This window comes from Haloferula rosea (assembly GCF_016595525.1).
Classification (GTDB): Bacteria; Verrucomicrobiota; Verrucomicrobiia; order Verrucomicrobiales; family Akkermansiaceae; genus Haloferula; species Haloferula rosea.
In genome coordinates this window covers 62,755-85,923 of sequence record NZ_JAENII010000016.1, presented here as the reverse complement: position 1 = coordinate 85,923, position 23,169 = coordinate 62,755, and the positions used below count along the sequence as shown (strand labels likewise).

At 60.7% G+C, this 23,169-nt stretch carries 20 protein-coding genes; 11 read left to right on the top strand and 9 right to left on the bottom strand.

Annotated features, from left to right (window positions below; translation table 11 throughout):
* Nucleotides 1-180: 180 nt before the first annotated feature.
* Complete coding sequence (locus JIN81_RS17065) at nt 181-1,497, bottom strand: outer membrane protein assembly factor BamB family protein (RefSeq protein ID WP_200282768.1); 1,317 nt, start codon at nt 1,495-1,497, stop codon at nt 181-183.
* A 228-nt stretch (nt 1,498-1,725) separates the two neighbouring features.
* On the opposite strand from JIN81_RS17065, the gene JIN81_RS17060 reads away from it, so the two are divergent.
* The 6 genes from JIN81_RS17060 (at nt 1,726) to JIN81_RS17035 (ending at nt 10,899) form a co-directional block, all read left to right on the top strand.
* The gene (locus JIN81_RS17060) at nt 1,726-2,529 is read left to right on the top strand and encodes a PEP-CTERM sorting domain-containing protein (RefSeq protein ID WP_200282765.1); all 804 of its coding nucleotides are present in this window, start codon (nt 1,726-1,728) and stop codon (nt 2,527-2,529) included.
* Between the two features lie 216 nt (nt 2,530-2,745).
* Nucleotides 2,746-5,322: an FG-GAP repeat domain-containing protein gene (locus tag JIN81_RS17055; RefSeq protein ID WP_200282762.1), complete on the top strand. Its 2,577-nt coding sequence runs from the start codon at nt 2,746-2,748 to the stop codon at nt 5,320-5,322.
* Between the two features lie 243 nt (nt 5,323-5,565).
* The gene (locus tag JIN81_RS17050; RefSeq protein WP_234045181.1) at nt 5,566-6,846 is read left to right on the top strand and encodes a DUF2254 domain-containing protein; all 1,281 of its coding nucleotides are present in this window, start codon (nt 5,566-5,568) and stop codon (nt 6,844-6,846) included.
* 111 nt (nt 6,847-6,957) lie between these two features.
* Nucleotides 6,958-7,761, top strand: a complete 804-nt coding sequence (locus JIN81_RS17045; protein WP_200282756.1) for a S1C family serine protease — start codon at nt 6,958-6,960, stop codon at nt 7,759-7,761.
* 166 nt (nt 7,762-7,927) lie between these two features.
* Nucleotides 7,928-9,568, top strand: coding sequence for a hypothetical protein (locus tag JIN81_RS17040; RefSeq protein ID WP_200282753.1), 1,641 nt, complete (start codon nt 7,928-7,930; stop codon nt 9,566-9,568).
* 221 nt (nt 9,569-9,789) lie between these two features.
* Nucleotides 9,790-10,899 carry a hypothetical protein gene (locus tag JIN81_RS17035; RefSeq protein WP_200282750.1) on the top strand — a complete coding sequence of 370 codons (1,110 nt, stop codon included), beginning with the start codon at nt 9,790-9,792 and terminating at the stop codon, nt 10,897-10,899.
* 51 nt (nt 10,900-10,950) lie between these two features.
* Here JIN81_RS17035 and JIN81_RS17030 read toward each other — a convergent pair whose 3' ends face one another.
* Complete coding sequence (locus JIN81_RS17030) at nt 10,951-11,544, bottom strand: hypothetical protein (RefSeq protein ID WP_200282747.1); 594 nt, start codon at nt 11,542-11,544, stop codon at nt 10,951-10,953.
* Between the two features lie 235 nt (nt 11,545-11,779).
* Here JIN81_RS17030 and JIN81_RS17025 point away from each other — a divergent pair, with 235 nt between their 5' ends.
* Together JIN81_RS17025 and JIN81_RS17020 are read left to right on the top strand one after the other, a co-directional pair.
* Complete coding sequence (locus tag JIN81_RS17025) at nt 11,780-12,574, top strand: SDR family NAD(P)-dependent oxidoreductase (RefSeq protein ID WP_200282745.1); 795 nt, start codon at nt 11,780-11,782, stop codon at nt 12,572-12,574.
* Nucleotides 12,575-12,645: 71 nt separating this feature from the next.
* Complete coding sequence (locus tag JIN81_RS17020) at nt 12,646-13,686, top strand: DUF5685 family protein (RefSeq protein WP_200282743.1); 1,041 nt, start codon at nt 12,646-12,648, stop codon at nt 13,684-13,686.
* Between the two features lie 113 nt (nt 13,687-13,799).
* Here the strand turns inward: JIN81_RS17020 and JIN81_RS17015 are convergent, their stop codons facing one another.
* Complete coding sequence (locus JIN81_RS17015; RefSeq protein ID WP_200282741.1) at nt 13,800-14,336, bottom strand: hypothetical protein; 537 nt, start codon at nt 14,334-14,336, stop codon at nt 13,800-13,802.
* A 207-nt stretch (nt 14,337-14,543) separates the two neighbouring features.
* Here JIN81_RS17015 and JIN81_RS17010 point away from each other — a divergent pair, with 207 nt between their 5' ends.
* Nucleotides 14,544-15,026 carry a BLUF domain-containing protein gene (locus tag JIN81_RS17010; protein WP_200282739.1) on the top strand — a complete coding sequence of 161 codons (483 nt, stop codon included), beginning with the start codon at nt 14,544-14,546 and terminating at the stop codon, nt 15,024-15,026.
* A 95-nt stretch (nt 15,027-15,121) separates the two neighbouring features.
* Here the strand turns inward: JIN81_RS17010 and JIN81_RS17005 are convergent, their stop codons facing one another.
* From JIN81_RS17005 to JIN81_RS16990, 4 genes are all read right to left on the bottom strand, one after another.
* Entirely contained in the window at nt 15,122-15,580 is a 459-nt protein-coding gene (locus JIN81_RS17005; protein ID WP_200282737.1) for a hypothetical protein, read from the bottom strand.
* Nucleotides 15,581-15,656: 76 nt separating this feature from the next.
* Nucleotides 15,657-16,208, bottom strand: coding sequence for a hypothetical protein (locus JIN81_RS17000; protein WP_234045179.1), 552 nt, complete (start codon nt 16,206-16,208; stop codon nt 15,657-15,659).
* Nucleotides 16,209-17,282: 1,074 nt separating this feature from the next.
* Nucleotides 17,283-17,570: a hypothetical protein gene (locus tag JIN81_RS16995; protein ID WP_200282732.1), complete on the bottom strand. Its 288-nt coding sequence runs from the start codon at nt 17,568-17,570 to the stop codon at nt 17,283-17,285.
* 140 nt (nt 17,571-17,710) lie between these two features.
* On the bottom strand, nt 17,711-18,376 hold the full coding sequence (locus JIN81_RS16990) for a fasciclin domain-containing protein (protein WP_200282729.1): 666 nt from the start codon (nt 18,374-18,376) through the stop codon (nt 17,711-17,713).
* A 676-nt stretch (nt 18,377-19,052) separates the two neighbouring features.
* Between JIN81_RS16990 and JIN81_RS16985 the strand changes: the two genes are divergently transcribed.
* Nucleotides 19,053-19,775, top strand: a complete 723-nt coding sequence (locus JIN81_RS16985; RefSeq protein WP_200282726.1) for a hypothetical protein — start codon at nt 19,053-19,055, stop codon at nt 19,773-19,775.
* A gap of 9 nt (nt 19,776-19,784) precedes the next feature.
* Here JIN81_RS16985 and JIN81_RS16980 read toward each other — a convergent pair whose 3' ends face one another.
* Nucleotides 19,785-21,035 carry a PQQ-binding-like beta-propeller repeat protein gene (locus JIN81_RS16980; RefSeq protein ID WP_200282723.1) on the bottom strand — a complete coding sequence of 417 codons (1,251 nt, stop codon included), beginning with the start codon at nt 21,033-21,035 and terminating at the stop codon, nt 19,785-19,787.
* A 137-nt stretch (nt 21,036-21,172) separates the two neighbouring features.
* Here JIN81_RS16980 and JIN81_RS16975 point away from each other — a divergent pair, with 137 nt between their 5' ends.
* On the top strand, nt 21,173-21,787 hold the full coding sequence (locus tag JIN81_RS16975) for a LysM peptidoglycan-binding domain-containing protein (protein ID WP_234045170.1): 615 nt from the start codon (nt 21,173-21,175) through the stop codon (nt 21,785-21,787).
* A 56-nt stretch (nt 21,788-21,843) separates the two neighbouring features.
* Here the strand turns inward: JIN81_RS16975 and JIN81_RS16970 are convergent, their stop codons facing one another.
* Complete coding sequence (locus JIN81_RS16970; protein ID WP_200282718.1) at nt 21,844-23,025, bottom strand: hypothetical protein; 1,182 nt, start codon at nt 23,023-23,025, stop codon at nt 21,844-21,846.
* Between the last annotated feature and the right edge of the window lie 144 nt (nt 23,026-23,169).

Sequence of the window (23,169 nt, the reverse complement as noted above, 5' to 3'; positions counted from 1 at the left end):
GCATGATGCTCCACAGTTTCCATATCACGGCCACTTTCTCGCGGCCGCGATAGTTGATGCGGTTCAGGCCTTTGGCATGTCTTAGATTGGCAAAGGCGGGTTGCTTCCCATCCGGTTGCCATATCTCTCGCGTGCTTCGGGGTGTCCACCTTGTCCCGCATGGCCTGGCAGTGAGGACGGCTACTTCCCGCGCAGATCGAGGCATTTCATCTCGCGTTCGTCGCGGATGAGGAGTCGTCCTTTCGAGATGACGAGGGGTGCCCAGCGTTTGAGGTCGCGGCGGCGGTGATTGAATGGGTTGGCTTCGGCGAGCTGGTGGTATCCCTCGGGGTCGGGTTTCACGAGGTAGAGTTTTCCGAAGTAGCTGTCGCGGATGATCAGTTTGCCATCGGCGAGAATCATCGAGCCCCGGCCGAACATCGGCTCTGCTCCCGAGTTCCATCGTTTTTCGCCAGAGGTCGTGATGCAGTGGAGGCCGAGCTCGGGCCAGACCTTCTTGTTCTTGAGCGTGGAGTTCTCGTGGGTGAGGAAGTAGATGTGGCCGTCGTGCACGATCGGTGGGCAGATGTGGGCGCCCCATTTCGAGGTTCTTCTGGATGTCGGTTTCTGGTCGCCGTTGAACTTCACCAACTGGGATCCTGCTTCGTAGCCGGCGGTCAGGAAGAGGGTTTGGTCGTCGACGACGACGGGAGCGGGAATGGGCAGGTTGAAGGGGAAGTCCTGGTATCGCCAGAGCACCTTGCCGGTCTTCGGGTCCAGACCGGCCACGCTCGGGGTGTCGTTGCCACTGGGTTTCTCGGGAGTTTTGTTGGAGATGTAGAGGATCTGGTCGCGGCCCTGGAATTCGCGGATGAGTGGCGAGGACAGGCTGCCGAAGAGGCCACCGGCCTTCCACACGAGCTTGCCGGTGTTGATCTCGAGCGCGACCACTGAGGCGTCCTTGGCATTGGTGGCGATGATGACGAGGTCCTCGTGGATCTGGGGATGAACGGCGTAGCCGAAGTGGAGGGGATCGGCGCCGAACTCCTTCACGACATCGACGGTCCACAGGAGGGACAGGTCGCTGCGTTTCCATGCTGCGACGATGCCCATGGGGCCGGTGGCGAAGACATGGGTATCGGTCACGGTCGGGACTCCGCGCGAGCCGGGGAAATTGACGCGGCCGGGGGATTCGACGGCGGCTTCCTGGAGGACCTTGCCGGTTTCGAAGTCGAGGACCCGGAGCACGTCCTTTTCGCTGTCGACGCGATCCATGAAATAGACTTTGCCGTCGACCACGGCGGGTCCGCCGTGACCGGGTTCGACTTCGATGCTCCAGATTTCGGGCGGGCCATCGGCGGGCCAGCTGTCGGCGAGGGGGGTGGGGTCCGGCGAGATGGAGTTCTTGTCCGGGCCGAGGTAATGGGGCCAGTCCGACGGATTGGCGAAGGTGGGCAGGATGGAGGCCGCCGCGAGGCAGAGCGCGAGGGTCCTCGATGCAGGGGTGTGCCATTTCATGGATGTCAATGCGTCGGGATTGCGAGGTGTCTTTCAATCCCGCAGCAGGCTTGATGCGGATTTCCAGTCGGATGACAGGATTCGGGGGTCCGTGCCCGCTGACTTTGGCGAATCGAGGGTTCAGGGCCTCTGCGGCCTAAGTATTTAAGGTTGTCAGATTACCCAATCCTCCTAAATTCCTCTGCCCCGCCCGTCTTGGGTCGGGTTCATTCTCCTCCCTTGTCTCAGATGTTGGTTCCTGCTCATCCTGCCTCGTTCGCTGCATGTTGTTTGTCGCTTTTCCTCCCGACGTGGGCGGTCGCGAGCACGGCAAGCCTTGATTTTGATTCGCTGCAGCATGGTGAGGAGGTGACCAACCAGTTTTTTTCGAGTGCGGGGGTTACGATCTCGGGGGTCGATGACGACAACGCGGGCAACAGCCTGCCGATTGTGGCATTCGACACGGAGATCCCGCAGCCGAATCCCGGCACGCCTACGACTTCGGATCCCGATCTCCAGCGCTTGGGGCTCAACGGGCAGGATTCGGTCCGTGGTTGGAATGGGGGGAACCTCGGTAGCGACTACATCGTGGGCAATGCCCTGATCGTGCAGGAGAACAACAACCAGAATGCCCAGGGCATCTTCACCGACCCTGATGACCGGGCGGCAGGGGGAATCATCGTGATCGATATCGATGCGACCAACTACGACTACCGCTACGTCCAGACCTTGCTTGTGGACTTCGAGGAGACCGGCGTGCCCTTGTTCCGGTTCACGGACATCAACAGCAACGTGGCGACCTACTCTCCGAGTTTGGAGTTCGACACTCCTGACAACAATTTCCTCTATTACACGCCGATCATTGATACCGAGTCGCTGGGGCTCGACTCGAGGCTTTCGAGAATCGAGTTTGAATTCACCAATGCCAGTGGTGCGATCGGTCTGCTGGCCCTGAGTGATGATGCGAGTTTCAACGGCTTCATTCCCGAGCCGTCCTCGGCCCTGTTGATGGTCATGGGGGGACTGGTGGCATTCCGGCGCCGTCGCGATTGAACGGCCGGATTCCGCGGTATGAGGCGCGTGGAGCAGGCGCTTGTTGAGCGGGTCCGGACCGAGCGTCGACAGCCGTTCCGGCGAGGCGGGTTGCTGGATTTCACGTCGGTTCGCCTCACGCAGGATTCCACCGGAGCCCCTTCTTCGGGCGAACTTGTCACCGGGGCATGACCACTTTTGGTGGCACTGGGCGGCCGGATTCGGTATGAAGGCGGGATGATTGCTCCCCCCATTCATGCTTTCGGTTGGTGTGCGCTTCTGATGGTCAGCCCCGTCATTGGACAACTTGAACTGACCTGGAATCTCGATGTTCCGGTCTCAAGTGTCAGTGGTGCTTCGCTCGGTGACCTCGATGGAGATGGTGACCTGGATGCCTGTTTGTCGAATTCCGCCGCCTCCGGCCAGTTGCTCATCAACGATGGGTCCGGAGTCTTCACCCGCAGTGAGATCGGGCCGGAGCTGCCCAGTGGCGGCGCCTCCGCATTCGGAGATGTCGATGGGGATGGCGACGATGATCTGATCTACGCGGCCTACTTCGATCCCTGCAAACTCTACCTGAACGACGGCTACGGTAATCTAACGGACTCGGGGCAGGAGATCGGGCTGTCGACGATTCGTGGGCAGATCATCCTGACGGATCTGGACGGGGATACGGACCTCGACCTGGTGCTGCCTTCGGACAGCAGCAGTCATCGAAACGAAATCTGGCTCAATGATGGAAGCGGGGTGTTTACCGACACCGGGCAGAACCTGGGCGAACTCTTCACGATCTGTGCCGCGGTCGGGGATCTGAATGGAGACACTTATCCGGACCTGATCATGGGCAACAACGGAGCCAACACGGTCTGGCTGAACGACGGCAATGCGGTCTTCACCCAAGGGACGAACCTGCCATTTTCGGCGACGACATTCGGCCTGGAGATTGCCGATCTGGATGGCGATCTCGACCTCGATGTCTTCGTCGCCAATGGCAGCATCTCGGGTCAGGTGAACCATGTGCATCTCAATGACGGGACCGGGGTGTTCACCAATCTGGCGCAGCCGAATTTCAGTGGGGACTACCACACCTCGGTGGTGGTCGCGAACTTTGATGGCGATACCGATCTGGACGTGTTGGTCTCGCGCAACCGCGGTCAGACGAACCAGATCTGGCTCAATGACGGATCGGGGGTGTTCTCGCTTTCGGCCATTCCCGCCGGGGATGGAGGGTCGTTCGGGATCGGGAGAGGCGATGTGGATGGCGACCTCGATGAGGACTACCTTCTCGCTTCCGACTCGATTTCTCCCCGGGTGTTGTTCCGCAAACCGGTGGCCATGGGTGGCCCGCTGGTGCCGTCTCCGCAGGAGCTTTCCGGCACGCAGGCGACGAGTGCCGCGTTCGCCGATCTGGATGGGGACACGGATCTTGATGTCGCGCTCTCGAACATCGCGGGCACGATTACTTTCCTCCTCAATGATGGAAACGGTGAGTTCGATGATCCGGGAGTGGTACTTCCCAACCCCGTGGGGAACAATGCGGACTCGATCCAGATCGGGGACCTGGACGGCGTCAACGGCCCCGACCTTGTCATCTATGCAACGACCTACACGGGTGCTGCGGACAAGCGAGACCGGATCTGGCTGAACGACGGGTCCGGTGGATTCACCGAGTCGGCTCAGGTGCTCGACAGTCATTCGGGAGGCAGCCTGAAGTTGGCGGACGTCGATGGGGTCAATGGGCTCGACATCATCGTGACCAACAACACCGGGTTCGGCTTCGACGGACAGAACAGCATCTATTTCAATGATGGCTCGGGAAACTTCACCCGAGTGGATGCTCTGGGCACCGGGAATCAGACGCATTTCGTGGTCTTCGACGTCGATGGCGACCTGGATCCGGACATCTACGTGGGGGGAAACAACGAGGACGACAAACTCTGGCTCAACAACGGTTCCGGAGTCTTCAGCGATTCGGGTCAAGCGGTGGGAACGGGATCCACCCGGGCGGTGGTCGCCGCGGATTTCAACGGTGATACCTACGTCGATGTTTTCTGCGCGAACGGCACTGGAGGCAATCGGTTGTGGCTGAACGATGTCAATGGAACCCTGACCGACTCGGGGGCGTCCATCGGTCCGAGTTTCGTCCAAACGGCATCCGCCTATGACTACGATGATGATGGCGACCTCGATCTCTGGCTCGGCTATGGGGGGCTGGGTCCGCAGCAGGACACCCTCATGATCAACGATGGGTCCGGATCATTTTCGTTCGGTCCGAACTACGCGGATGTGCCGACGCGGCGGATTCTGGTGGCCGACTTCACGGGGGACGGCACGGAGGATGCGTTTGTGGCCAGCGGGCAGGGGACGCACCAGCTGTGGGCTGCGGACGTCTCGCCGGTGGCGGCCTGGGCGGCGACCTTTGGGTTGCTGGACGAGGACACCTGGCCACTGGCGGACCCCGACGGCGACGGGCTGAAGAATTTCGAGGAGATGGCCTTCAATCTGAATCCGAACGTGGCGGATGCCGGTGTGTTGTCGGACGGAGCGATTGCGGGCGAGCCGCGGATTTTCGTGCAGCAGCCGAACCCGACGACGCGGCGTTTCCGGGCGATCACGATGCGTCGCAAGGCAGCCCCATTCCTGAAATACCGGCTCAAGACTTCGGCGATCGTCGGAGGATTCGTCGAGCCCGGCGGGGTGACCACCTCGGTGACGAACATCAACGCTGACTATGATCGGGTGATCTACACCTTCATTCCGGCCTCGACGATTCCCCGGAACTTCGCGGTCTTCGAAGTCACCTACGACCCGTGACCGGGCAGTCCGTGAACTTTGTCCAGTGGTCGATGATGATTGTGGGAGCGCTGCTGGTGGTGTTCCTCGTCGTCGGGGTGGTCGCGGTGTTGTCTGGTGCGGGCTTTTGATGCGAGCCCATCGTGCAGGTCCCAACCCAGCCGCGGAACGATGGAGAAGAAGTGGCTTTCAAGATCCCTGTGGGGGCTGGGCGCAGCCGATGTTTTGTTCGCGTTGAACACAATCAAGGTTTAGGCCCTTTGTATGAACTCGATGTTTCGGCAGATCCTCCGGTCCCTTTGGGAAGGCCTGTGGTTCGTGCCGGGGCTGATCACGATGGCTTCGTTGGTGGTGGCCCTGGTGATGACGGGTTTGGCCGGCATGGAGTGGTACTCGCCGGATACGGAGCTGGTATTTGATCCGGCTGCTGCAGGCGGGGTGATGACCGCGCTTGCCGCCGGGTCGATCACGGTGGCTGCGGTGGTTTTCTCGATCACGATGGTGGTGCTTTCCTCGGCTTCGGCGCAGTTCGGTCCACGTCTGTTGCCGAACTTCATGCGCAAGACGGGGTCGAAACTGGCGATCGGGGGGTTCGTCGGATCCTTTGCCTATCAGATTGTCGTCGCGGCAGCGCTGGCGACGGGTCGGCACGTGCCGGATGCGGCGGTCTGGTTCGGGGTGATCGGTGGTCTGGCGGCCTTCGTGATTCTGCTGGCATTCATCCACATGGTGTCCCGATTCATCCAGGTTCCCTACATCATCCAGGAGGTCACGTCCGACCTGCATGAGGCATTCGACAGCTTCTGCATGAGCTGCCCGAACTCCCGGGTTGGCGAGACGGTGGCTTCGCCGGTGGACCTGCGGAAAGTCGGGGAGATCCGCTCGAAAGCGGAAGGTTATGTCCAGCTGATCGATACCGATTGCCTGCTTGAGTTTGCCAAGTCGAAGGATCTGCTGATCCGCTGTGAGCACCGCGCTGGAGACTTCGTGTATGAGGGGGACGTTCTGGTGTCGCTGCACGCGACCAGTGATCTGTCGGACGAGTTGCCGACGGGAGCCTTTGCGTTGGGAAGCGAGCGAACCGCGCAGCAGGATGTGGAGTTCGCCATCCGGCAGTTGGTGGAGATCGCCGCGAAGGCGCTGTCTCCGGGAATCAACGACCCCTACACGGCGATCAATGTCATCGAGAGGCTGGGTGGTGCCGTGTCGAGGATCGTTTCCTCCCACCTGCATGCCGGATTGTGGTACGATGAGCATGGTAGATTGCGTCTCGTGATCCCCACGCCGGATTCGATGGGGCTTCTGGACGCGGCGTATCACCCGCTGCGGCAGCATGCGCGTGGAAACGAGTCGGTGATGATCGCCCTGGTGGAGAGTTATCTCCGGCTGGCGGGATGCGATCCGCACCCGGACTTCGCGGTGGCACTGCGGCATCATGCGAAACTGATTGCCGAGGACCTCGAGATGGTGGAGATGAATCCAAAGGACCGCAGCGACTTCCAGGAGCGGCATCAGAAGATCCTCGATCTGCTTGAGCGCGATTGACCCAAGGGGGTGCTGACCGCCGCGTGTGCGGCGGAGGGATGGTGCGGTGCATGCGGGGCGGGCAGGGGACCAGACAAAGGTGGTGCTTCGTCTCGCTTTCATGAATGAACCATGAAAACGATACCTACATTTTCGAACCCCGGCATGCTGTCACTGTGCGCATGCCTTGCCCTGCCCGCGCTGGCCCAGCAGCCTGAGCGAAGTGATCGCGCTCCGGCGGTGGACGTCGAGATCCGCGAGATCAAACCGGGTGATGCACCCGCGCGTCGCGGTGGCGACCGACCGAATCTGGATCGTGTGCCCGATGAGGTCCGCGAGATGATCCGCCCGATGCTGCGCCAGATGCAGGAGGCGACCCGCGAGGAAACCCGCGATGCTGTCCGGCCCCAGTGGCGGATCGGTCTTGGAGCGGGGGCGGTTGAGCCGGTGCTTCGCAAGCATCTCGATCTTCCCAAGGAGGGGGGACTGCAGGTGACCGAGGTCATGCCGGGGAGTCCTGCGGCGAAGGCCGGAATCAAGCCCGGTGACATCTTGCTGGGAGCCGGGGACCGCAAGACTGTGAGTAGCTTGGATGAACTCAAGGAGGCGGTGCAGGCTTCAGGCCGAGCTGGTCAACCCCTCTCCCTCCGGCTCATTCAGGCGGGTAAGCGGAAAGAGGTGAAGGTGACTCCGGACGGTCCACCCGCGATGCGGGAGCAGGCTCGTGAGCGGCAGATGGGCCATCCGGGCGCTGCGGGTGATGCTGCGCCGCGCATCATGATGGAGATGAACCGCCGCTTTGAGCGGATGGAGGCACAGCTGCGCCAGATGCGACAGCAGATTGAACGCCAGCAACGGGTGATCGAGGAGCTGCGCCGGTCGAACGAGCGTGCCCGCGGTAATCGGACGCCACAGGCCGAGACGGATCGCCGATAGATCGGATCCGCTGCGGGATCGACGATTCCATCCGATGGGGAGTGCGCTTCCCATCGGATTTTTTGTGTCCGTGAGGGTGGCGTGTGGTCCGGCCGCGGTGGATTACAGATTGGTGGGATTTTTCTCCTATCCTGATGGCGTGGTTCCCGATGGACTGGCAGGCATCATGACTTGGCTCCTACGACTTCTTGCGATCGCCGCTGCCTTCCTGCTCACCGCCTGCTATCAGGAAGAGCGGACCTACACGCTCAATCCCGACGGTTCCGGCAAGGTCGTGTTTGAGTTCACCATGCCTCTCGATGCGGCGATTTCCTTCGGGAATGACGACAGGAAAATGCCTGAAGAGAAGCTCAAGGATGCGGCACGTGACATTCTGGAGGAGTCGGAGGGGGTCAGTGCCTGGGCGGATGTTTCGTTTGAACTGACGGACGACGAGAAGATCGATTTCAAGGGCACGGCGTACTTCAACGATCTGAACCAGCTGAAGCTCAAGATGGGATCCGTCTCGTCGAGCTTGCTGACTCCCGGGCTCACCCGCGACGGGGATGTGGTGACCCTCACTTGCTCGCAGAGCCAAGATGAGGAGGGCGATGAGGACGAGCAAAAGAAGGGCAAGGAGTGGGACAAGATGACTGCGGAGGAGCAGGAGGCGGAGGTGGCCAAGGCCAAGCAGCAACTGCTGCAGATGAAGGCGATGGCTGCCGGGATGATGGGTGACATGACTTCGAAGGCGACGTTTCATCTTCCTCGGAAACCGAGCAAGAATCAGAACTTCGAGGCACTCTCGGAGACCTCGTATGCGGTTGAGACAAGCGGCGCCAAGATGATGGCGGCCTTTGACAAGCTGATCGAAGATGAGGAGCTGCTGCGCTCGGCGGCGGGGAATGGTCTGGAGATGCAGGGAGACCCTCCGGAAGAGATTTTTGAGGCGATGTTCGGACGTCCGGGGAATCCGACACTCACCTTCTCGGGAGCGGGGGAAGCGGCATTCGACTACAAGTCGGAGGTGAAGGCGGCACAGGAAGCGGCCCCGGCGATGCTGGAGAAGCTCGGTCTGAAGATCATCCCTCCGGCGCCGATTTCGGGTGAAGGGAAATTTGAATCGCTGCGCCTTGCGGGGCTCAGGATTGTGACGCCGAGTCCGGACAACAACGTGCGCCCGTTCAATTGGTCGGAGGGCATCAGCCTTGCCTTCATCGCAAAGCTGCCGGGTGCGGTGATCAGTGCCGATGATGGGAAGGTCACCACATTCACTCTCGAGAATGGCCAGAACCTCCTGCCCAAGAAGGACTGGGATCGGGAGATTCGCTCAGTGGACCTGAGTGAGGATGGTGCGACGGTTGGCTTCGAAGTCAGTTCGGACCAGCTGCCCGATGCGGGAGTGAGCATGATCAAGGAGCTCGCGGGCGAGTTGGTTTTCATGGCGGCTGAGGGATCGGAGCGCACGGATCTCGGCTTCAAGAAGTTGGCTGTGGATGAAGCTGGTGAACATTTTGGAGCCAAGATCGAGAAGCTGGGGGATCACAGCTTTCATGAGGACAAGAAAGAGGTCTCCATCCGTTTCGAGTTCAAGCGCAGCATGGTCAAGGACGTCCACTTCATCGATGCCGATGGGCTACGCCTGGAGAGCCAGCGCAATGGACACTTCTGGTCCGGCGATGGTGGAACGATGACTTTCACGGTCGACAAGGCCCTGGATGAGGCATGCCGCGTTGAGGTCGAGACCTTCACCGGCATCACCAAGCATGTGATTCCTTTCAAGGTGGAGAACATCCCGCTGATGCCATTGCCTTCGGACGGGGAGTAGTCGGTCGGGGTTGTCCGGTTGGGAAAGGTGGATATTTGCACGATGCATCGTGCAGATGTCCGTCTGAGGTCGGCAGTGGAGTGGGAAAATGCACGGAAACACCAGCCTTCCGGGCTGGCATGCATCGGGCTGGAGAAGGGGGAACCATGATTGCGTTCCATGCGGACGATGCGAAGTGGCATCGAAAGCGTGTGGACGGGATTCTTCCACTCCTGAATACCATGAAATTGATCCACTCGACTCCAACCGTGCTCAGCCTGCTTGCCTGCGCTGGCGCAAGCTCCCTTTTCGCTGATACCTATCCCGCTGGGAAAGATGCGGTTCCTGCTGGCCAAGATGCCGTGCCGGTGGGTCAGGACGCCGTGCCGGTGGGTCAGGGTGATGCCCCGGCTGGTCAGGATGCCGTCCCGGCCGGTGCTGGTGATGCGCCTGCTGGTCAGGACGCGGTGCCCGTCGGGCAGGAAAGTGCTCCTGCCGGGCAGGATGCAAAGCCTCTGCAGCCAGTGCGCCGAAGCCCTGCCGACACTTCCGTTGACCCGCAGGCCGAGCTCACCGAAGGAGTCTTTGCGGACCGTTGGGAAGCGGCGCATGGTCGACTCGTGGATGCGGTCAGCGAGCGCACCGAGGCATCTCTGATCAAGGACCAGCTTGACGCCACCAAGGCGTGGTCCGAAGCCGCGTTGAAGGATGCACATGGCAACAGGCCCGACGACCTTTTCACCTCCTCATGGTGGGGTGGTGTCGAGCAGCCGATGGCTTACTCGAAGACACGACCCGCCGAGGATTGGTGGGGTTCGCTGACGTGGGGCGAGTTGACCAGCGAGCTCGGTAAGGGTGCCGTGCCTCCCTTCGCCTACCTTCCCGGCCTGAATCTCACGATGGCGGATGAGATGATGAACCTTTACGGGAAAGCGGTGGCGACCCTGAACGATTATCGTTGGTCGGCGGGCGAGCTCGCCGATGCCGAACCCGACCCGCTTGTCGGCCGTGAAGCGGCGTGGTTCCCGCTCGGCACGTATGTCCTGTCACCGGACACCGGTGAGCACCGTGGGCCCCAGGCCATTCAGCTCGCGCTCGAGAAAAGCGGAACGATCTCCGGAACTTACACCAACTGGCCGCAAGGCCGGGTGCACCCCGTTCGCGGGAACGTCGATCAGGAGACATGGCGTGCGGCATTCAGGATTGAGGGGAACACCCCTGTGGTCGTTGATACCGGGCTCTACAACCTGGGATTACCGAGAACCCGGGTGCTGGTTCATCTTCCCGATGGAAAGACCGAGTCGTGGCTCTTGATCCGGATGGAAGATCCTTCCGCGGATACGACGGAATGATCGGTCTCTGGAGAATCGGTCGCCGGGCCTCCTGCTTGTGCGAACGAAGCTCTAACGCCTCCCGACCGTTGGCAACTGGTCTGCGCGGCTGACGGATACCGCCTTGAAGTGCGTGGCGAGGGTCGTCACGCCGGCGACCTCAAGCTTCAGGTTCTTCTTGGAAAACTCCGTCTTCCCGCCGCTGTTCACCAGCATGTCGGCCCGGCCGAGCAGGCGAAGTCTGCCCGAGCTTTTCGCGGAGTCCCGCAAGTAGGCTTCAAGGTCGGCACGCTTGAGCTTGCTGTCGAAGGTCGCGACGTAGGTGCGCGACACGGTGTGGTCCTTGCCGGTGATTGGGAAGGTGATGCTGGCGCCACCGACCGTGCCCAGCGAGGCCCAGTTGCCGTCGGGCAGGACAATGTCGAGGGAAAAGGATGGATCGTTGAGGACGACTTCCTTCACGCCCGAATTGCGAAGTGTGAGCGTAATGCGCTTCGTTCCATCGGCAGCGCAGTGGAGTGCATCGATGCTTTCGAGCTGGATCCTCTTCTCGATGCCGAAGGGTTTGGCAAGCAGGCGGACGGCGGTGTCGTGAATGCGGACCTGCGCATGGCTGGCGTGCATCAGGATGAGGCCGAGGCCGAAGATGGGGAGGAATGAAGGCATGAGCTGATCGGAACAGTTGGTCGTTGCTGGAGAAACGCAAGATCAAGCGCGCGACAAGATCGACATCATGCCAAAGGGTGGCGCCGGGGAGAAGCGTTTAGAATCTGTCGGCAAATGGAGGGTGAGGATTCGTCTGCTTGGGCTATGCTATTCGGATCCGCCCCACACGATGGCCCGGCGCGGATCGATCAGGGTTGGCCAAGTGGGGCTATCTGGGTCAAATCAAACGCGCATCATGAATCTTCAACTCAGCGGCAAGACCGCATTCGTCACGGGATCGACCAAAGGAATCGGCAAGAGCATCGCAGTCGCTCTGCTCGGCGAGGGCGCCCGGGTGATTGTCAATGGCCGGAGCAAAACCGAAACGCTGGTGGACGAGCTGTCAGAGCGGGGTGAGGTTTTTGCGGTGGAAGGGGATCTGGCGGTGGCCGACGACTGCGAGCGGATCTGCAAGGAGATCGATGCGCTGGGTGGACTGGACATCCTGGTGAACAACATGGGGATTTTCGAACCCAAGCCCTTCGTGGAGATTGGCGACGAGGAATGGAGGAGGTTTTTCGAGGCCAACGTCATGAGTACGGTGCGGCTTTCCCGCCATTTTTTCCCGAAGCTGATGGAGAAGGATTTCGGACGGATCATCAATGTGGCGAGCGAGGCGGGCATCCGTGGACTTGAAAGCATGATCCACTATTCCATGACCAAGGGTGCCCAGGTGGTGATTGGTCGGGGCATGGCGAACCTGACCAAGGGATCAGGCAAGGACATCACGGTGAACTCGGTCCTTCCGGGGCCGACCATGACCGAAGGGGTGCAGGAGTGGTTGGCCGACAGTGCGGAGGTGGAGGGAAAGACCGAGGATGAGTTCGTCGCCGACTTCTTCCGCGAGACCGAGCCGGATTCCCTGCTCCAGCGCTTCATCCGACCAGAGGAGATCTCCAGCGTGGTCACCTTTCTCTGCTCACCGCTTGCCTCGGCGGTCAATGGCGCGAGCATCCGTGCCGAGGGTGGCATGATCAAATCGATCGTCTAACGGAACGGAGGAACGGCATCCGGCATGCCTCGCTGCTTGCGGGGTGTGCGGCAGCCTGTTGGACTTCCTCCATGTTCGGCTTCATTGCCTCACCCTGTGCCCGCTGCACGGAATCCGTCTTTCCTGCCTGGCGTGGTTCGTTCTGCGGGCTCGCCCGCTGTCTCGGGCGTGAGTATGGGAATGCCGCGCGGATGCTGGTCAATCGGGACGCCACTTTCCTTGCCCTCGTGGGCATGTCGCTCGACCGCGCGGAACCCCGCTGGCAGGCGGCCACCTGCTGCAATCCCTTTGCCGCGCCCTTTCCGGTCAGCGACGACCACCCGGCGGTGCAGCACGCGGCCGCGGTCTCCATCTGTGGCTTGGCGGCGAAGCTTGATGACGATACCCGCGACGAAGGTCCTGCGCGCCGGGTCGCGTCGAGGCTGGGTGGATGGTTCACCGGACCGGCCGTCGACCGGGCGGTGGGCTGGTTGAATTCCTCATCGTTTCCAACCCAGACCGTGCTGGACCGTCTCGGGTCGCAGGAGGAATATGAGATGCAGTGCCCGGAGCGCGCGGATGCGCCGACGGCGGAGGCTTTCGGGCGGATCACCGGCCACCTTGCCATGCTTCTCGAGCTCCCTCACGAGCATCAAAGGCTGCATGCGTTGGGCTCCTCGTTGGGCTCGCTGGTCTATTGGCGGGACGCGTGGGATGACCGAGAGGCTGACCGGCGGCGGGGTCGGTTCAATCCCTTCGACCAGCTCGACTCCGGGACGATCCGCTCCCGGATCCAATCGGCGTGGAACGGATTTCGGGATCACCTCGGCAGCTTGTCACTGCAGCGGCATCAGCTCTTGTTTCCCAGCCTGCTGGATACGACCGCTCAGTGTCACGGCTCGTTCTTGGAGCTCAGCCCCGGAGGGGGCAAGAAGCGCAGACGCAAGAAGCGGGACAGCTGTTGGGATCACTGCGATTGCTGTCACGGTTGTGGAGATTGCTGTGACTGCGGGTCCTCGTGCGGACGGAGCGGGGGCAAGTCGAGTGGCTGTGCCGACGCCTGCTGCGACACCGGCCCGGGCGATTCCGGGTGCTGCGATTGCTGCCCGTGTGACGGTTGCTCTTGCAACTGACCCGCAGGTGATTTCCTCCGGTCCACTGGGAGAAGCATCGCGCGTCACGATGATGGATGTGGGAATCGAGAGCTGTAGGAGGCGCGACAAGGCCCTCTGAGCCAGCAGGGGAATCAGTGCAGACAGCCCATGTAAATGCGGGTCTTCTTCACGTATCCGGTGGGAGCCCACTTCTTGAACTGCTGCGTCTGCTTCAGGGCGGCGTCACGGGTTTCATGGATGCCGGCGACGACGATGTAGAAGCCGGGCTTGAACCCCTCGTAGCCATCCGAGCGCTCCACGGAGAGGTAGGGTGTTTCCTTCTCGGATCCTTCCAAAATTGTGGTGTGGTAGCGGCGGGCGACATAGCCACCACGGAAGATCTCGTCGTCATAGTCGTCCGGATAGATCAGCCCGCGCTTCTTGTCATGGACCCTGCCTTCCATGGAAAATGGGATCTTTGTGGCCTTGGAGATCTTTTCCGCATCCTCCCGCGCCGCATCGAAGGACTTGTAGACGGATAGAATCGCGACGTGTCGTTCCGTCTCCTGATCCTCCTGGGCCATGACGTGACCGACCGATGTCGTCACCACCGCCGCCACCATCCAGAGCATCCGCAGTGCACGGGTGATGACGCAGTGGATCGGGTCGGCAGAGGAAGTTGCATGCATTCACAAGATCTAGCAGGACCTGGCTTCGCCGGTAAAGGGAATACAAAAGGATGGCGGAGCATGCGGCTGCGCAAACGGGATGCCTCTTCCGAGAAGGACCCTTTGCCAAGCGGGCGAAAGCAGCGAAAGTGTCGGCTCCCCCGGTCCGTAATACGTTGACCTCACCACAGAAATTGGGGTGGATCCATTCGCCAGAGCCAACTTGTCATGTCATCCGACTCATCAGCCACTTCAGCTCCCAGGACCTGTCGACTCATCTACAAGAGTCAGACATCGTGGGATCTCCTGTCGAACGAGAGCTTGCTTGAACTGGCCGAATCCAGTGCGGTCAGGAACGGAGAGGATGACATCACCGGCCTGCTCGTTCTGTCCGGCGAGGCGTTTCTTCAAGTGCTGGAGGGACCGGTGGATCCAGTCAACGACCTCTATCTGAAAATTTCCAGGGACACCCGGCACGGGAGCCTCAGGTTGTTGACTTACGAACCGATCACCGAGCGGCTGTTCAAGGACTGGGCGATGCATGTCGTGGATCTGCATGACCTTCCCCTGGCCCAGCGCGAGTTCCTGGCCGGCAAGTATCCATCCGGGGAGGATTCCATCGCCATCCCTGATGACGACCGTCTGGCGCTGTCCCTGTTGCTCGACGCCCGGCAGATCACGCTTTCAGAAACCGATCGCGGGGGTGGTTAGGGCCGATCGGGTCGTGGACCGGAGATCTTGTGGCGCCACTCGCGACGGCGAATGCACCTCAGCTCGATTTGGCCAGCGGATCGGCCACCTGATTCCTAAGTTGGGCGGCGGCCTGTTGGCCTGGTCTTACTCATCTTCGCACGCTGCGTTTTCGGATAGGCCTCCAGCAATCGCTCGAATCCTGCATCTCCGAGTCGGTAGCTGAGGGTCTCGCTCATCGCCATGATCTCGCTCAGCTTGAACCACCTCGGAAGGTCCTTCACGGCAGCGTCGATCTCAGGAAGACGCTCGAAGAAACAAACGGCGACACAAGTGAGCAAATCATCCTCTGCCGTTGCCCCCCGTGGTTGTCGGCATGACCAATCGGCATACTCGTAAATCGATCGGATATCGGCCTCCGTGTAGGGATACTCGTAGGCGCGCTTGAAGACATCCCGGAGGTTCGTCCAAAGGCTGTAGGGGCTGTCGACATATTCGAATACTTCTTCACGTTCACCGAACCGGCGACGTGCTTCGACCAACCATGCAGGAGCGATGTTTCCAGAGAGGGTCAAAGGTTCGTTGCTGCGACTTGAGTGAGCATTGTCATTCGCCGTGTTCCGCGTCGGTATCACCCTTGGGGCCATTGGTTCACCGAACACCAAGCTTGAGGCTCTGTGCGTTGACCGTCGCGATTCCCTCCCGCGCAATTAATACGATCTCGTAAGAACGCTCGGTGGAACCGAGGTGGCCCACCATCGTTTGGCTGGGCCAAATCTGTAGGTCGCCGGGTCCATCCGGAGCACTCACCAGGGTCATGTCCAGCGCCAAACGGTTCTTGTCGTCAAGGATCCCAATGACAATGAAATGCTCGTCAAAGTCGATCTCAGGGGCATCTCCGCTGCGATTCAGAGCAGACCAGAGCCTCTGCCATTCTGATTTCTCTTCGATGATCGCGACGCCGGAAGCCGGGCCCGTATCATGTCGCCCTGATGGGGCATGGCCTCGCCATCTTGCGTCAATTCCGATTTCTCTGTCGTGCGCAGTGGCTGCGTGCCGTGTTGATTCATTCCTGATCGCATCGGTTTCCGTGCGGTGATCTGATAGCTTCGCATCCGAGTGTTGCTGATCATCGCTTCCGGAAGCTTTGGGTGGTCTGGCCACCGAGAGTGTGCTCGACATGGCCAGCACCAAGGCAGCCATGAGCAAGACGCAGCCTGTGGCGTTCCACAGAAGTTGTTTATTCCGCACAGCCATTTCTTGCACGAGGTCGATGGTGAGGCGTTCCCGGTAACTGCACCGGAGAGTCTGGGGATAGCCAAACAGCTTTCGAAGCTGGCAGCAAGAAGGTAGCCGAACGCTGCGGGGGCACGTCTTTGACCACTTGTTCCGGCATTTGATCCGACTTTTCGATGACTTGAACCGATCGCAAACCGTAGGCTACTCCGACATCCGCTCCACCCACTTCATGAGTTCGTAGAAATGCAAAATGTAGGCTGGCCCGAAAGTCGAGATCAGACAGGTGAGCACAAAGCATGTTCGGGATGTCCGGCGCCACCTATCCATTTTCGAGCACTTGTGCCATGCCCACGCAGCCAAGGCGATCCAAATCGGGATCTGCACAAAGAACAGCAGCTCCAGCAAACCAACGAGTAGAGCATCGAACCAAGAGATGGACATCGGTGGATGATGCGCAGTGCTTCCGCCGATCGTATCAATGATCGAGCCATAAAGAATCGAATACGTGGTGAGCGGCGCAATGACTGCCCCAAGGGCGAACCAAACCGCTGCGCGGTTCCGTCTCTCAGGAGGTTCAGGATGGCGCGGAGGATTCAATGTTTTTCCGAATGCCCTTGGCGACGCCGTTAGGAACAAGGACGTGGATGGAGGGTGATGACAAATTCAGAGACGGGGCAATGACTCAACTTCACGGTGGGCCGAAGGTAGCATCCGATCCGGTTGTTCGGCATCGAGGATTCTTTCAAGGGCGGTTCGAACAGGGTATCCGGTTCTCCTTTGTTTGGAGCTTGAGAGAGAGCTCATCGTTCTGGCAAGCGATTTGAAGGAGATGAGTCGGTATATCAGGGAGTTGGAGCGGCGGCGGGGAGAAGACTGGATTCGTGTGGTCCAAGGGAAGGGTGGAGTGAGGGAAGGGTGGAGTGAGGGCGGGTGAGCTGCAGCGGCTTGGAAAGCCGCGCTCCCTATTGGCTGGCAACCCTCAGTCCCTGACCCCTTGGTAGGGAATCGACGGACGACGCGGGTGCACGGAAGGGGTGATCAGGAGTGATCTGGGTCGCTCCATTGTGCCGGTGGCGAATCGGGTGCGATCCGGGGCGCGGTTGGGTCGTCGGATTCGCTCGCGGAGGTTTCGGGGGCGGGGTCGCTGCCTGGCTTGCCGAGATCTCCGACGCCGGGAGTGTTGCCGTGGCCGCCGATGGCGTGACCGGTCATCTCGGCAATCTCATCGCGTTCGCCAAGCTTGATTTCTGAGGGCTTGCCTCCCCCTTGCAGGGAGTCGCCCCCGCGTTCGGGGCTTCGTTGAATGGAGAATGTGGGTTCGTACATGGTGTTTGTGGTTGGAGTGTTCGATGCTTTCAATGGATCCCAGTCGCATGGTGCGACAGGGAAAACCCGCGCCCGAATGGGGCGCGGGTCATTGCCTGAGTTCCTGACGGATTCAGGGATCACTCGAGGCGGAGCTCACCTTATTTGTCGGTGAGAACGGTATCGATCATGTGGATCACGCCATTCGAAGTCACGATGTCGGTGATGATCACCTTGGCATCGTCGACCATCACGGCGGCGTCGGTAACCTTGACGTCGATTTTGGTGCTGGCTGACGTGTTGAGGGTGCCGGTGCTGACATCGGCGGCCATCGCTTTGCCATCGACCACGTGGCCAAGCAGGCAGCTACGGAGCGTGGCATGATTGTCTTCGTCCTGAAGCATCTCGAGCTTCTCTTCACCGAGCTTCTCGAAGGCCTTGTTGGTGGGTGCGAAGATGGTGTAGGGGCCCGGCTGGTTCAGCTGCTCTTCAAGATCGGCATCGTCAATCAGATCGGAGAGGGTCTCCAGGGACTCGATGTCATCGATCACGTCGACGAGCTTCTCGTCAGAGTAATCCTGTTGAATGAAGATCACCTTGCCGGCGGCATCCTTTACGGCGTTCGTAGTATCTTCAGCGACTCCTTTGACGGTGTCGACGGCATCTTCAGCAACCTCGGAAAGGTTGACGGGGTCGGTGACGGGCTCCTGGTTGACGAGCTCTTCACCGGAGTTTCCCGGTTTGGGCGTGGCATTGACGGCACTCAGTGGAAGAATGGCGAGTGCGGCGGCGGTGGCGATGATGTCGTTTTTGGTCATGTGTTTCATGGTTGTGTTTTGGTGTGTTGCCGGTCCAAGCGGTGGATGCCGGCAGGTATCCTTATCGCAGTGACCATGCCTGCGCCGGGAATGTGGGGTGAATCTTCGTCAAACGCTTGATATGCAGGGTTTCCGGGGTGTCTGATGGATTTTCGACGGGCGGTGGGGACGGCGGGTTCCTTGCAAAATCCGAGACGCTTGTTGCAGTCTGCACAATCCGGCGTGGCGAGGTGGGGGGTGCGGTTTGTGCGAAGCAGGGAGTGATCAGTGGGAAGGAGAGGGCGGGCCTTTGGGCTGAAGAGTTGGAGAACCGCGAAAGGGGCGGGAAATGAGAGCTCCGCATGCTCTGTTGGTTTTGAGTGGAAAGTAAAAAGTAGAAGGTAGAAAGTGGGAGGAGCCTCCGCTTGCTCCGGGGATGCGCGATGGCGTCACGCGTTCCGGGTTTGGCTCCCTATTCTCTGGCATCGCTTGGCCCCTGACCCCTCAATCCCTGACCCCTTGGATCGGAGTGGGTTGGTGGGTTCGATTCATGGATGGAGTCGTGTGGTCCACGCTTGCTCTGAGGTTGGGTGGTTTGTGAGTGGAAAGGGGGAGGCGGTTTGTTGGGGCAGGTGCAGTTTTCATTGCGGTCGGGGGATGAGGACTGGCAACTTGTGGGGTTCTGCGCTTGGGTTCGGGAATGTGGATGAGGCTTTCATGCATCGCGTTTGTTGGGTTCCTGGTCGCGGCCTGTGCGAGTGTGGCTGGCGAAGGGGGTGCGGATTTCAACGGTCGTGTTCTGGCCTCGATTCAGCGGATGCCGACAGGTGGCGGCTACGACGGGAGTGATGCGACGAAGAACCTGCTGCCGGGTGCTTGTCGGCTGGTGGATGACAAGATCGAGGTGAACGCGGGGCGGGCGAAGCCGAGTTTTTGTTCCGGTGCGACGTATCTGCTGCTTCTTGATGCGCTTGGTTCCGGGTCCAGGGCGCTGCTGCCTGTGACGGACCATCAGGATGGGCATGGTGTCTTTGGCCGATGGAACTCGAATGGGCCGGGTGCCGCGAAGTTGGTCGCGGATCTGAAGGCGGGGAGGAATTTCACTTCATGGGAGGAAGCGAAGCCGGGGGATTTCCTCAAGATCTGGTGGACCGACGAGATTGGTGGTCGGGAACGGGGGCATCTGGTGGTCTATCTCGGGCACGACCCCGACCGGGTGCGTTTCTGGTCGAGCAATCAACCGGGGGGCTACGGGACGAAGTCGGTGCCCCGTGCGGACTGTCGGCGCGTGCTGTTCACTCGGATCACGCGGCCGGAGCGATTTGCGTCTGCGGGGCGTCTCCCTGCCGTGGATCCATGGCTTTCCCGGATGCTCCGGGAGGACTTCACGTGGAATGAGGTGGTGGCGAAATGCCAGGTGGTCGAGTGAGCGCCGGCTTCACGGGAAGCGCCATGCGGTCAGGTGCTTGAGGTCCTTGATCAGGATCACATCTCCGAGGAGGGCGGGAGCGGTCCAGGTCCGGTCTTCGGCGACCTGATAGGTTTTGACGACGTCGTACTGGTCTCCGGTGGACTTGAGGATGCGGCACTGACCGTCGTCGGTGAGGGCGAGGATGTGTCCGGGCAGGGAGAGGAACTGGGCGTTTTCCCCCATCCTCGGATCGCCTTTCCAGATGACTTCTCCGCTTTCGGCATCGAGGCAGAAGAACTGCCCGGTCTTGAAATGGGAGAAGCCGTAGACGCGGCCGTCCTGGACGATGGGACTGCTCATGTCGAGGGATGCCTCGCGGTGTTTCCAGGTCTCCTTGACCTGCCATTCAGCGCCCGTGCGTTGGACCTTCACGGCGAACATGCCGCGGTTCTCGGCTCCGACGATGAAGGTGTCCTCATGGCGCGCGGGTGTGGGAGTGTTCTGATTGTTTCCGCGGTGGGGGAATGAGTGCTTCCACAGCAGCCCGCCATCCTCGAGGGAGATTCCGTAGAGGCCGGAGTGGTTGAGTTCCACCAACTGTCGAACGCCATCGATGGTCTCGATGCGGGGTGACGAGTAGCAGTTGGCTTCTTCGTCGCGGACCCAGATGTCTTTCCCCGTGCGGGTGTCGATGCAGAAGAGGGCGCCATCTTCACAGCTGCCGGTGTGGACGTAGAGTCGACCGTCGTCGACGATGGGGGAGGTGGCGGTGCCCCAGTATGGGTGGGCGACCTCGAAGCGCTCGCGGAAGTCGCGTTTCCAGAGCAGCTCGCCGTCATCCGCCGACCACGCTGCGAGCAGACCGGTGATGCTGAGGGAGAAGACGCGTCCGTCGGCGTAGGTGGGGGTGGACTTGGGTCCCAGTCCGTGGCGTTCGCCGCCGCGGCCGGCTTTGAATGAGATCGGGACGGATTGCTGCCAAATGGATTTCCCGGTGGCGCGCTCGAGGCAGAGCATGACTTCTTTGTCGTCGATTCTGGCGTGCTGGAAGATGCGGTCGCCGATCACGAGTGGCGTGGAGTATCCTTCGCCGACCTCGACGCGCCAGACCTGCTGGAGTGTGTCGGGCCAGGTGGGTGGGAGCTTGGATTCCTGCGCGCGTGCATCCCGGTCGGGCCCGAGCCAGCCGGTCCATGCGGGTTCGCCGGGGGCAGCCGTGGAGAGTGCGGTGGCCATTCCAGCGGAGATCAGGACGAGGCGTGGGAATCCAGTTTTCATATGATGAATGTGGAATCTAATGGGCGATGAAGAATCCGCAAGGGGACATGGTTCGAGCGTTTCGGTTCACGGTCAGGGTGAGATTTCGATTTCTGAGCGAATAGATTCGGTGTAGGTGGCGTCACAGCAAGTGCGCTATGAAATGGATTCCTCTGTGTTGGATTGCCCTGACTGCGGTGGCCTTGGCGGGCCCCGAGTCCGTGTCTGAGCTTCGTCGGCAAGTGGAGGAGCAGGAGCGGCAGATCAAGCAACTGGAAGTGGAGAACTCGAGGCTGCGCTACATGCTCACCGAGGCGCGCTACGACAGTGTGGATCCACTTTACGGGACGAAGGTGTCGGGCCGTCCGGCGGGTGAGGTGGTCGCGGAGTCCCCAAGCCAGCGGCATCATGTCGTGGCCGCGGGCGAAACGCTCTCCAAGATCGCGAAGGAGCGGCGGGCCGACTTCCGGCAATTGGCTGAGCTGAATGGCCTTTCCGAGCCGTTCATCATCCTTCCGGGTCAGCGTCTGAAACTTCCGGATGAGGTGATGAAAGACGAGGAAGCGCCGGCGGTGATGGTGGAAGCCACGCCGAAGTCCAACCAGAGCCACACGGTGAGCGGGGGTGAGAACCTGTATCGGATTTCGCTGCGCTACGGGGTGTCGCTGGACGAGCTGATGGCCGCCAATCCGTCGATCGACCCGCGCAAGCTTCGGATCGGCCAGAAGGTCGAGGTTCCGCGCTCCGGACCGATGCTTGCCGGCGGCAGATAGTGCGGTGGGGGAGCGGGTGAATGATGCGGGACCTGCGGGTGTCCGATCGGGGTCGCTCAGTTGAATCCTTTCAGGAAGTCGATGGCGGGCTGGTCGGTTTCCTCGACCATGGTGTAGCCGCGCTGCAGGAGGCGTTCCTCGATGTCGGGAAGGTGGGCGGCGCCCCATGGGATGTGGACTTCGTCGTAGCCCGGCATTTCCTGATCCATGACCGCCATCAGGTGATCGTTCCGGCTTTTCAGGAGACCGACCATGAACAGGTCGTGCACGTCGAGGGCGGTGACCCCATCGGGCATGGTGAACATCTCGAAGAGTTCGGCTTCATCGATGAAGGTGAGGAGTTTGACGAGGAGGTCCTGATGTTTCTGGGGCAGGTCCGAGATGTCGCTATCGGCATTCAGATAGGTCATGCCTGGAGGAACGATCGGGGCGGCTGCTTCGCTGGATTCGCGTGGGCTTCCTTGGGGCTCGAGGCCAAGCTTGGCGGCGAGCTTGGCATAAGTCTGCCCGGTTCGGAATGACTCGGGGAGGATCTCGTCGCGATCCGAGACTCCTTCCGTCAGGACCAGGTGGCGCTCGGAAGGTGGGGGTGACTGCCGGTAGGCGAGCGTCTGGTAGAACGATGGATCCGCGATATGGACCATGCCGGTGAGACGCACCCTTGAGTCTCCTTTCTCGAAGATGCGTTCCTTCAGGCTGACTCCCTTGATTGATAGGTCGACGTAGGTCCCGGCGAAGTTGTCCAAGCCCTGGAGCACCCCGAGGCCCACGGGGACCAACGAGACCACGCCGAAGATCAGCCAGAAGGCCAGCATGATGAAGAAGTGCTTGAGCTGGAACCATGGTCGCGCGGCGATGCCCGGCCAACTCTTCAGCGAGCCGAAGAGGTAGCCGGCTGCGAGCACGAAGATGAGTGAGCTGATGATCTGGGCCGCCGGGGTATTCCCGATGAGATGGTTCAGGGGCCAGCCGAATCCGACCCGCAGGGTGACGAGGATGGAAGCGGCGATGACGATGCGCTTCGGAAACGCCGAGGTGATGACGGCCGCAAACAGCCAGACACTCACGAACAGGGCGAGGAGGACGCTGCTTGCCGAGCTCTGCAGCAGCATGTCGACCGGGAAGCGCAGGTCGGCCACCAAGGTCCAGGTGGCCAACAACAGGAAAAGGATGGACGTGATCAGGTTCACGGTCCGTGACCGGGTGCGGTCGGCGGGCAGCGGGGGTGGTTCACTCATTGGATCGGTCAAAGAATTCGTGGAGGCGCTGGCCACCTTGCTGAGGCACATTCGGCGGGACCCGGTGGAGGCGCCATTCAAAAATCAGCTGCGGATTCCATCGATGGGCGGGGGGAAGTTGATGAGCCGCTGGGGGAGCCCGGC

Coding starts and splice junctions, on each gene's coding strand:
- JIN81_RS17065 (WP_200282768.1), bottom strand. CDS start 1,497: ATGAAATGGCACACCCCTGCATCGAGGACCCTCGCGCTCTGCCTCGCG.
- JIN81_RS17060 (WP_200282765.1), top strand. CDS start 1,726: ATGTTGGTTCCTGCTCATCCTGCCTCGTTCGCTGCATGTTGTTTGTCG.
- JIN81_RS17055 (WP_200282762.1), top strand. CDS start 2,746: ATGATTGCTCCCCCCATTCATGCTTTCGGTTGGTGTGCGCTTCTGATG.
- JIN81_RS17050 (WP_234045181.1), top strand. CDS start 5,566: ATGAACTCGATGTTTCGGCAGATCCTCCGGTCCCTTTGGGAAGGCCTG.
- JIN81_RS17045 (WP_200282756.1), top strand. CDS start 6,958: ATGAAAACGATACCTACATTTTCGAACCCCGGCATGCTGTCACTGTGC.
- JIN81_RS17040 (WP_200282753.1), top strand. CDS start 7,928: ATGACTTGGCTCCTACGACTTCTTGCGATCGCCGCTGCCTTCCTGCTC.
- JIN81_RS17035 (WP_200282750.1), top strand. CDS start 9,790: ATGAAATTGATCCACTCGACTCCAACCGTGCTCAGCCTGCTTGCCTGC.
- JIN81_RS17030 (WP_200282747.1), bottom strand. CDS start 11,544: ATGCCTTCATTCCTCCCCATCTTCGGCCTCGGCCTCATCCTGATGCAC.
- JIN81_RS17025 (WP_200282745.1), top strand. CDS start 11,780: ATGAATCTTCAACTCAGCGGCAAGACCGCATTCGTCACGGGATCGACC.
- JIN81_RS17020 (WP_200282743.1), top strand. CDS start 12,646: ATGTTCGGCTTCATTGCCTCACCCTGTGCCCGCTGCACGGAATCCGTC.
- JIN81_RS17015 (WP_200282741.1), bottom strand. CDS start 14,336: ATGCATGCAACTTCCTCTGCCGACCCGATCCACTGCGTCATCACCCGT.
- JIN81_RS17010 (WP_200282739.1), top strand. CDS start 14,544: ATGTCATCCGACTCATCAGCCACTTCAGCTCCCAGGACCTGTCGACTC.
- JIN81_RS17000 (WP_234045179.1), bottom strand. CDS start 16,208: ATGGCTGCCTTGGTGCTGGCCATGTCGAGCACACTCTCGGTGGCCAGA.
- JIN81_RS16995 (WP_200282732.1), bottom strand. CDS start 17,570: ATGTACGAACCCACATTCTCCATTCAACGAAGCCCCGAACGCGGGGGC.
- JIN81_RS16990 (WP_200282729.1), bottom strand. CDS start 18,376: ATGAAACACATGACCAAAAACGACATCATCGCCACCGCCGCCGCACTC.
- JIN81_RS16985 (WP_200282726.1), top strand. CDS start 19,053: ATGAGGCTTTCATGCATCGCGTTTGTTGGGTTCCTGGTCGCGGCCTGT.
- JIN81_RS16980 (WP_200282723.1), bottom strand. CDS start 21,035: ATGAAAACTGGATTCCCACGCCTCGTCCTGATCTCCGCTGGAATGGCC.
- JIN81_RS16975 (WP_234045170.1), top strand. CDS start 21,173: ATGAAATGGATTCCTCTGTGTTGGATTGCCCTGACTGCGGTGGCCTTG.
- JIN81_RS16970 (WP_200282718.1), bottom strand. CDS start 23,025: ATGAGTGAACCACCCCCGCTGCCCGCCGACCGCACCCGGTCACGGACC.